This window comes from Acinetobacter sp. A2 (assembly GCF_012371325.1).
In the GTDB taxonomy this organism is placed as follows: Bacteria; Pseudomonadota; Gammaproteobacteria; order Pseudomonadales; family Moraxellaceae; genus Acinetobacter.
Genome location: NZ_JAAZQX010000013.1, coordinates 67,140 through 76,371 on the forward strand (window position 1 = coordinate 67,140; position 9,232 = coordinate 76,371).

General features: G+C 41.2%; 7 protein-coding genes and 1 tRNA gene. 7 read left to right on the forward strand and 1 reads right to left on the reverse strand.

The window, feature by feature from the left end:
* Positions 1–5: 5 nt before the first annotated feature.
* A complete protein-coding gene (gene epmB / locus HHA43_RS06810) occupies positions 6–1,022 on the reverse strand; it encodes an EF-P beta-lysylation protein EpmB (protein WP_168542168.1) in 1,017 nt (338 codons plus the stop codon).
* 311 nt (positions 1,023–1,333) lie between these two features.
* On the opposite strand from epmB, the gene efp reads away from it, so the two are divergent.
* The 7 genes from efp (at position 1,334) to HHA43_RS06845 (ending at position 8,755) form a co-directional block, all read left to right on the forward strand.
* On the forward strand, positions 1,334–1,903 hold the full coding sequence (efp, locus tag HHA43_RS06815) for an elongation factor P (RefSeq protein ID WP_004971615.1): 570 nt from the start codon (positions 1,334–1,336) through the stop codon (positions 1,901–1,903).
* A gap of 266 nt (positions 1,904–2,169) precedes the next feature.
* Entirely contained in the window at positions 2,170–4,269 is a 2,100-nt protein-coding gene (locus tag HHA43_RS06820; protein WP_168461565.1) for a carbon starvation CstA family protein, read from the forward strand.
* 11 nt (positions 4,270–4,280) lie between these two features.
* The gene (locus HHA43_RS06825; RefSeq protein ID WP_168418202.1) at positions 4,281–4,586 is read left to right on the forward strand and encodes a YbdD/YjiX family protein; all 306 of its coding nucleotides are present in this window, start codon (positions 4,281–4,283) and stop codon (positions 4,584–4,586) included.
* 154 nt (positions 4,587–4,740) lie between these two features.
* A complete protein-coding gene (locus HHA43_RS06830; RefSeq protein ID WP_416240602.1) occupies positions 4,741–5,700 on the forward strand; it encodes an AAA family ATPase in 960 nt (319 codons plus the stop codon).
* Between the two features lie 7 nt (positions 5,701–5,707).
* Positions 5,708–6,616 carry a DUF58 domain-containing protein gene (locus HHA43_RS06835; protein WP_168418203.1) on the forward strand — a complete coding sequence of 303 codons (909 nt, stop codon included), beginning with the start codon at positions 5,708–5,710 and terminating at the stop codon, positions 6,614–6,616.
* A gap of 5 nt (positions 6,617–6,621) precedes the next feature.
* Positions 6,622–8,646 (forward strand): DUF3488 and transglutaminase-like domain-containing protein, encoded by a 2,025-nt coding sequence (locus HHA43_RS06840; protein WP_168461563.1) that lies wholly within the window; start codon positions 6,622–6,624, stop codon positions 8,644–8,646.
* Between the two features lie 32 nt (positions 8,647–8,678).
* Positions 8,679–8,755 (forward strand) — tRNA-Val (locus tag HHA43_RS06845).
* The last annotated feature ends 477 nt before the right edge of the window (positions 8,756–9,232 follow it).

Genomic DNA, 9,232 nt, shown 5'->3' on the forward strand with positions numbered 1-9,232 from the left:
TTAACTCAATAAGTTGAAACCCCAAAAAGCGGTGTCTTGTTTTTTTCGCCCGCAATTTCCCTAACGAGTTTAGGAACGAGATAGCCTGGCAAGTTCGCTAAAAGCTCTTTATAAATATGATCAATGTCAGATGACATTAGATCAAAATGATGTGCTCCTTTTACTTTATCTAACACGTGTAAATAGTAAGGCATCACCCCCGCATCAAATAGACGATAGCTTAAATCAACCAAGACCTGAGCAGAATTATTGACCCCATTTAATAATACTGCTTGATTCAGAACGGTGATGTTTTGCTCAACTAACTTGGCAAGATTTGCACAAGTAAAGTCATCTAATTCTGATGCGTGGTTCGAGTGTACCACTAGAATAATACGCAGCCTACTGTTTTTTAGTAAGGAAATCAGCGTTTCATCGACACGGTTGGGGATTACGATCGGAACTCGTGAATGAATTCTCAAAAATTTAATTTGTTGAACAGATGATAAACGCTCAATCCAGATTTGTAATTTGCGGTTAGACAGAGTGAGAGGATCACCACCACTTAAAATTACTTCGTTAATGTCAGGTTGACTTTCGATATAGGTTTTAATGTTGTCCCAATCTTCAGTTTTTGGCAGATTTTCCTGATAGGGAAAGTGTCTGCGGAAACAATAACGACAATGTACTGCACAGGCACCCGTCAGGGTCAGTAAAAAGCGGGATTTGTATTTGTGTAATACCCCAGGTTGTTGATTAGCTTGTTCTTCACCTAAAGGATCGGTCACAAAGCCAGGATGATCTTCAAGTTCTAAATGATGTGGTAAAACCTGTAGTAGCAAAGGGTCGAGCGGATTGCCTTTTTGCATTTTTTGTACAAAAGCGCGTGGTACACGCAGTTTAAACTGCTCAGATGCCAAGAGTGCGCCAGAAAGTAATTGCTGTTCGGACAGCTCCAAAATATTTAACAATTCGTGTGGGTCGGTGATCAAGTCACTGAGTTGAGATTGCCAGTTTTGCTCTTGGTACAGATAATTGATCATGCCAAAAAATTTAAATATAAGAAAAAAAGCGGAATAGAAAATACTCAGAAATAGAGGAGTAGTTTTCTAAATTTAAGTGTTGAATTACTGCGTAAAATAAATCTTTAAGATTTAAATCACAGCAAAGCAGTCGATTTTACCGATATCTTGAAGTGATCGGTAGTGGATTTTCATTGCTTCATTATGGCTTGCTCATTTACAATACGCCCGATGAAAAAAGATGTCGTAGGGCTGCCAATATGATGAGTATGTGCTGGCGGCTCAAATTACGGCATAAATAGTTAAGTTAGTCAGTTTGGAGTGTGCCAGTCATGGCCTATTATTCTACGAATGATTTCAAGTCAGGCCTTAAGGTTATGCTTGATGGTAACCCATGTTCAATCATGGAAAATGAATATGTAAAGCCAGGTAAAGGTCAAGCGTTTAACCGCGTAAAACTTCGTAACCTTCGTTCTGGTAAAGTTTTAGAAAAAACATTTAAGTCTGGTGACTCATTAGAAGCCGCTGACATTGTAGAAGTGGAAATGGAATATCTCTACAACGATGGCGAAATGTGGAACTTTATGGACCCTGTTTCTTTTGAACAAATTGCTGCAGATAAAACCGCAATGGGCGATGCTGCAAAATGGTTGAAAGACGATTCAAACGAAAAATGTACCATTATGTTGTTCAACGGCGTGCCTTTAACAGTTAATGCGCCAAACTTCGTGGTATTGAAAATTGTAGAAACTGATCCAGGTGTACGTGGTGACACTTCTGGCGGTGGCGGTAAACCAGCGAAATTAGAAACAGGTGCAGTGGTACGTGTTCCTTTATTCGTACAGCAAGAAGAAAGCGTTCGTGTAGATACACGTACAGGTGAATACCTAGAACGCGCATAATGATTTATTGATAAATCATAAGTAAAAGAGGGGGATGATTCGCGTCATCCCCCTTTTTTGTTGATTTGATTATGTGGTAAAAGAATAGGTGAAAAGTATAGGAAACTGTTGGTGCTCCATTTAAGTGTACGGTAGCGCACACTATGGATGTAAGGGCAGCAGACATCAAAATAAAAGGAGCAGGATCAACCAAGGATTTAGGAAATAAAGCTACATCTCGACAATAAAAGTAACGCTTAAAAAATGTAACAAGAAGAGAGATTGACATGGAATCAGTTCAACCGAAGTCAGGCCTGACTTCAAAAATTATATGGCTCTTGGTTGCCGTACTGGGTGCAGTATCTTTCGGGATTTTAGCACTCAGTAGAGGAGAACACGTCAATGCAGTCTGGTTGGTTTTAGCCGCAGTCTGTGTTTATAGCATCGCATATCGTTTCTACAGTTTATTTATTGCCACCAAAGTCTTTGAATTAAATGAACGACGTTTAACTCCTGCGCATCGTTTAGCAGATGGTTTGGATTATGTACCGACCAATAAAGGCGTTCTGTTTGGGCACCATTTTGCGGCTATTGCAGGTGCAGGTCCTTTAGTCGGGCCTATTCTTGCTGCACAAATGGGGTATTTGCCAGGGACCATTTGGCTTTTGGTGGGCGTAGTGTTGGCGGGTGCAGTACAGGACTTTTTAGTACTGTTTATTTCGACCCGTCGTGATGGTCGCTCTTTGGGTGAAATGGCCAAGCAAGAACTCGGTTCATTTGCAGGTGTGATTGTCATGCTCGGAGCATTGGGTGTGATGGTGATTATTCTTGCTGTACTGGCCCTAGTCGTGGTTAAGGCCTTAACCAATAGCCCGTGGGGTGTATTTAGTATTGCAGCCACCATCCCAATTGCAATTTTTATGGGCATTTATATGCGCTTTATCCGCCCAGGGAAAATTGCAGAGGTCTCCATTATTGGTTTTGTACTGATGATGATGGGCATTATCTACGGTGAAAATGTAGCACAACATCCCTATTGGGGCCCACTGTTTACCCTAAGTGGTACAGAATTGACTTGGTGCTTAATTGCTTACGGTTTTATTGCTTCAGTATTGCCTGTTTGGTTACTGTTGGCGCCACGTGATTATTTATCTACCTTCTTAAAAATTGGTGTGATTGCAGGTTTGGCTGTCGGGATTGTATTTGCAATGCCTGAAATGAAAATGCCTGCCGTGACACAATTTATTGATGGTACTGGCCCTGTTTTTGCGGGTTCGATGTTTCCTTTCTTATTTATTACGATTGCCTGTGGTGCGATCTCGGGTTTCCACGCACTGGTTTCTTCAGGTACTACCCCTAAACTGGTCAATAACGAAAAAGACATTCGTGTGATTGGTTATGGCGGCATGTTGATGGAATCTTTTGTTGCCATTATGGCAATGATTTGTGCCACTGTACTTGATCCAGGAGTGTATTTTGCTATTAATGCGCCTGTTGCCGTTTTAGGCACCACTGTTGAAAGTGCAGCAGAAGCAGTACGCAACTTAGGTTTTGTGGTTAGTCCTGAAGCTTTGACCATTTTGGCAAAAGAAGTGGGCGAAAGTTCAATTCTGTCACGTACAGGCGGTGCGCCAACTTTTGCAATTGGTATGGCACATATCATCACGGAAATTTTTAATAACCGTTCGATGATGGCGTTCTGGTATCACTTTGCAATTTTATTTGAGGCCTTATTTATTTTAACTGCAGTGGATGCAGGTACACGTGCTTGCCGTTTTATGGTGCAAGACACAGTGGGTATTGTGATTCCTGCAGTGAAAAATTCACATAACTTCTTTGGCAACTTACTCGGTACTGCAGTGGCGGTAGCAGGTTGGGGCTTCTTCGTCTATCAAGGTGTGGTCGATCCGCTAGGTGGTATTAACAGCTTATGGCCACTGTTCGGGATTGGTAACCAGATTTTGGCAGCGATGGCGCTTATTTTAGGTACAGCCATTTTGTTTAAAATGAAAAAAGAAAAATATGTTTGGGTCACTATCGTTCCAACCGTTTTCTTATTCATTACCTCAATGACCGCAGGTTGGCAAAAGATTTTCCACGACAATCCTAAAATTGGTTTCTTGGCGCAGGCAGACCGTTTCAGTGCAGCAATTCAGCGCAATGAAATTTTGGCACCTGCAAAAACAGTGACCGAAATGCAAACGATTGTGATGTCCAATCAAATTAATGCTGTGTTATGTGGCTTCTTTATGATTGTAGCTTTTGTGATGTTATTTGCTGCAATTGGAGTGATTCGTCGTGCATTGGCAAGTCCAACGCCAACTGTTAATGAAGCTGAAGCGATTTATCGTGATCCTGAAACCATTCAACCAAATGGCGGCCATTAAGGAGCAATTACATGATTAATTTAAAATTTGCACAACATGGCAAAACCGTGGTGTATAAAATTATTAAAATGACCATTATGTCGCAAAAGGATTTGATTCTGAATCCTAAAAACTGGTCAAGAATTGCAACACTTTGGCAGCGTTTGCAACAAAGCTTTCGTTTGATGGTAGGTGTGCCTGATTATCAAAATTATTTGGAACACATGCAGAAGCATCATCCAGATTTGGAAGCCATGGATGCCAAAACTTTCTATCGCTATTGTGTCGATGCACGTTATCCATCGGCCAAAGGTGGTTTGAAAAAATGTCCTTGTTGATGGCTGTTTAGTAGTTTCAGCAGGTTGAGCGGTGTTTTGAAAAGTGCCTGAAAGGTGAATCAGAATATCTCTAGGATTTCTTTGGAAATTTAAGAAAACGGTGTATGTTAAAACATACGCCGTTTTTTATTGGGGAATAGGGGGAGTGACTGTGATTTGGGGTAAGGAAAAAGTTCAAACGCAACAACACACACAAACACAGCAGCAACTACAACAACAAGTTGAATCTTATGCCGCCAAAATTCAGTCGTTCTTGACTGAAATTAATACGATTATTTTAGATAAAGAACAACAAACCAAACTTGCATTGAGCTGTCTACTGGCAGGTGGGCATGTGCTTTTTGAAGATTTACCTGGTTTGGGTAAAACCACCTTATCTAGTGCTTTGGCACATTTGGCAGGGCTGAAATTCCAACGTATTCAATTTACCAATGACATGCTGGCCAGTGATGTGATTGGGGTGAATATGTTTAATCAAAAAGAACATCAATTTGAGTTTAAACAAGGTCCAATTTTTACCCAAATTTTATTGGCCGATGAAATTAACCGTTGTTCGCCTAAAACTCAAAGTGCCTTACTCGAAGCCATGGAAGAGGGTGCAGTTACGGTAGATGGCGTACGTTATGTATTGCCACAACCTTTCTGGGTAATCGCCACGCAAAACCCGCTGTTTCAAAGTGGTACTTATGCCTTGCCTGAATCACAGCTAGATCGTTTTTTGATGCGTTTATCTTTAGGATATCCGTCACGTTTTGCAGAAAAAATGCTGCTACAGCAAAACTCCAGACATGCTTTAATTACCAGCTTGGCACATATTTTTACTGAAACCGAAATTTTAAACTTGCAGAAACTTGTGACAGACATCTACGTTTCAGAAGCGGCTTTAGAATATTTGCTAGATTTGGCTGCAGAAACCCGCAAAGAACGTCATGGTTTATCTACCCGAGGGGTTTTGGCTTTAAAGAAAGCAGCCCAAGCACACGCTTTAATTGAACAGCGTAGCTTTGTGAGTGCCGATGATATACAAGCGGTATTTGTGGCCGTTGCAGCACATCGTATCGGACTCAATGAAGCAGAAGCTTTGCATGTGATGCAACAGGTCAAAGTGAGTTAGTGTCATCATGTTAAAGCAGGCATGGCAAAACTGGATCAATTCACGCTTTAAATTTGAACGAAGCAAAACCCTTCAGCAAAAAGATATTTTGGTGTTTATCTATCAGCAAGGTTATTTGTATTTGGTACTAATTTTGATCACCTTCATAGCAGGTGTGAATTATGGCAATAACCTGATATTAGGTTTTTGCTTTTTGATCAGTGCCATTTTATGCATTAGTTTTTATTTAACTTTTAAGCAATTACATGACTTGCAGATTGAGGTGTTGACCACAGAAGTGGGGCAAGTCGGTGAAGCTTTGCAATTACAATTGCATTTCAAACAAGACTTTGCCCAAGCACGTTATTTATGGATTAAGATAGACACACAATTAGAAAAAGTCCTGATTCAAGAACTGAAACAACAGCATCAACTGACCATTTATGCAGAGCAACGAGGACGACTGGATTATCCAAATCTGCAAATTTACTCGGTTTATCCTTTTGGCTTAGTACGTGCGTGGACGTACTTAAACTTGACTCGTCATGCTTGGATTGCACCACGTAGCATGTCTTTTCGTGCTGAAAATAAACAGCAACAGCAAAGCTTTCAACCTGACTTAGATGAATTTCGTGAGCTACGTGATTTCCAAACGGGCGATTCTTTACAAGCCGTATCGTGGAAGCAAGCAGCACGTGGTCAAGGTTTGTATGTCAAAGTATTTGAACAATATCAAGACCAGCATCATATCGATATTGCTTATGAACACATGCCTGCAACATCGCATGAAGAAAAATTAAGTTTGATGATGGGTTTAGTAGAGCAATGCGAACAACAACAGTTGATTTATGCCATGTTTTTACCACATGCGACGCTTGAAAAAGGGATAGGCGAGCGACAGTTTAAACAGGCTAGAATCCTTTTGGCACAGGCTTAATGACGATGCATACTTCAATTCAGCAATCGATTTTACTCAGTTTATTTCTGATTTTAATCGCACATCTGCAGTTTAGTCCGTTGGCGTTGAGTGTAATTTTTGCCCTTATGTGGCTGATATTGTTTGTGCATTATCGAAAAAAAACAGCACGTATTTCTAAAACCTTAACCTTTGCTTTGACCATTGCTGCTTTAATCAGTATTTTTCTCAGTTATAAAACGCTGATTGGTGTAGATGCTGGAGTGGCATTATTAAGCACATTCTTATTTGCCAAAGCCTTAGAAAGTCACAATAAACGCGACCTGATTATTTTATTTAACTTTGCCTTATTCGTAAGTGCGAGTTCCTTTTTATATAGCCAAAGTATGTGGATGACGGCAATTGTCATTTTATGTTTATTAAGCTGTTTGATTGGATTGTATCGGATTCAGAAAAGTGAATTTGCTGATACCTTACGCAACACAACTAAACAAGATGCCAAAAATGATTTAAAGCATGTCGCTAAATTTATTGCATACGCTTTACCATTTTTTCTGTTGCTGTTTTTATTTTTTCCACGCTTACCACCATTGTGGCACGTACCTATACCAGAGGCCAAAGGCGTGACGGGAATTAGCGATACGATGTCACCTGGAGATATTGCCGAATTATCGCAATCTTCTGCTTTGGCGTTTCGTATTGTGGGAAATATGCAGCAACTTCCGCCACGTTCAAAACTTTACTGGCGGGCGATGGTGCTAGATCAATACGATGGCCGAACCTGGACCAGTAATTTTAGCAATCACCAACCAATCCAAGTCACGCAATTACAGTCCGAACAAACGAAGTTTGAATATCAATACATTGCAGCAGACCCACGAGTGCAATGGGTGATGGCACTAGAAAAATCTATACCCAACCAACAGGGTTATCTGTTGCGCCGTGACTGGAGTATTATTCCACAGCGGCAAAGTGGCAGAATTCAACCCATAGCTCTACAGTGGGTGGGTGAGTCTGCACAAATTCAGGGTGATCATGGACAGAGTGAGCGCTATCGACAATTTAGTCAGCGCTTAAATGTTCAAGTACGCACTCAATCTGATCCGCAGGCACAGCAATTTGCCATGCAGATGTTTGCACAAAGTCAGCAACAGCCTGAACGCTACGTACAAAATGTGTTGCAATGGTATCGTGATCAGGGCTTTAGCTATACCTTGAAACCTGGAACATTGGGACAGCATCGGGTAGATGAATTTCTGTTTCAGTCCAAGCAGGGTTTTTGTGAACACTATGCTTCTAGTTTTGCTTTGCTGATGCGCTATGTTGGAATTCCTGCGCGTGTGGTGGTGGGTTATCAGGGAGGGGAACTAGCACCTGATGCACAAAGTTGGGAAGTGCGCCAGCAAGATGCACATGCTTGGACAGAAGTGATGTTGAATCAGCAGTGGGTGCGTATAGACCCGACGGCAATCATTGCTCCACAACGTATTGATGGAGGCATGCAAAACCTGATGGCCGAAGATCGCACTATATTGGGCGATAATGCGCAAATTTGGCAGTACCAACATTCAAATTTGATTCGCAATTTGCGTGTGTGGAGTGATTACGCCAGTTATCAATGGCAGAGTAAGGTGGTGGGCTATGATGCAACATCTCAACGTCATTGGTTTGGGCGATTGGGTTTGGATTCGAGTTATGCATTGGTGATCGTGCTAATTTCGGGTATTGCGCTGTTGTTACTCGCATACTTTGGTTGGATTTATTGGAAAAAGCATCAGAACAGTTCTAGGGTTGATCGAGCTTTGCAGAGGTTTTCCAAAACTTTACCATTGGAGTTACAAAAACAGGATGCTGAAACTGTAACTGCGTGGATGCAGCGCTTGGCAGAGCTTGTGGATGATGATGAGCAAGCAGCTTTTAAGCGGCTTGCTTTGTGGTATCAACGCTATATTTATGCTGTGGATTCTCAGCCTGTTTCTGAATCGTTATTTTTTGATTTGCTTAAAACTTGTGCGGATGCTTTAAAAAAGCGTAGAAAGGACTTGTCTTAAAAAACAAAACTGAATATGATGCGAAGCACTTTAGGCGTATAGCTCAGTTGGTTAGAGCGCTACGTTGACATCGTAGAGGTCTCCAGTTCGAGTCTGGATATGCCTACCATATATATCAAAGGTTTGCAAGGAATTTCATGTACTTGCAAGCCTTTTTTTATTGCCTTTAGCTTGTTGCATATGTTGCCAAAGTTGCTATTTAGATACACTTAAAACTTAATTTGTGTCAGGATTTGTGTCAGAAAGATCAGTATAAAAGCATCACCTCCGTATCAACCGCTCCCAACAGCCAGGAGTATTGAACTCCCCAGTGACCTAACAATATCCCTAATTCTTGGAATATTCGTATTATTTTAAAAGTGAGAATCCAAGTTCTTCATCAACATGGCAACACCCTCAACATCCAACAAAACAACCAGCAGCTCAGCACCCATGGAACAGCTTTAATATCGGCGAAGATGCCGCAGTTAACTTCATCCAGCCGAATAAAAGTACAGTCGACCTTTTGAGTGGCTTTGTTGCACAAAGATTTGAAATGCAAAGCGCCCCTAATTGAGCCAAATTTAAGGCGTAACTTGGGTAAGTG

What these genes read in the sequence shown, in the direction of transcription:
- HHA43_RS06840 (WP_168461563.1), top strand. Translation starts at nt 6,622, where the DNA reads ATGCATACTTCAATTCAGCAATCGATTTTACTCAGTTTATTTCTGATT.
- epmB (WP_168542168.1), bottom strand. Translation starts at nt 1,022, where the DNA reads ATGATCAATTATCTGTACCAAGAGCAAAACTGGCAATCTCAACTCAGT.
- HHA43_RS06825 (WP_168418202.1), top strand. Translation starts at nt 4,281, where the DNA reads ATGATTAATTTAAAATTTGCACAACATGGCAAAACCGTGGTGTATAAA.
- HHA43_RS06835 (WP_168418203.1), top strand. Translation starts at nt 5,708, where the DNA reads ATGTTAAAGCAGGCATGGCAAAACTGGATCAATTCACGCTTTAAATTT.
- HHA43_RS06820 (WP_168461565.1), top strand. Translation starts at nt 2,170, where the DNA reads ATGGAATCAGTTCAACCGAAGTCAGGCCTGACTTCAAAAATTATATGG.
- efp (WP_004971615.1), top strand. Translation starts at nt 1,334, where the DNA reads ATGGCCTATTATTCTACGAATGATTTCAAGTCAGGCCTTAAGGTTATG.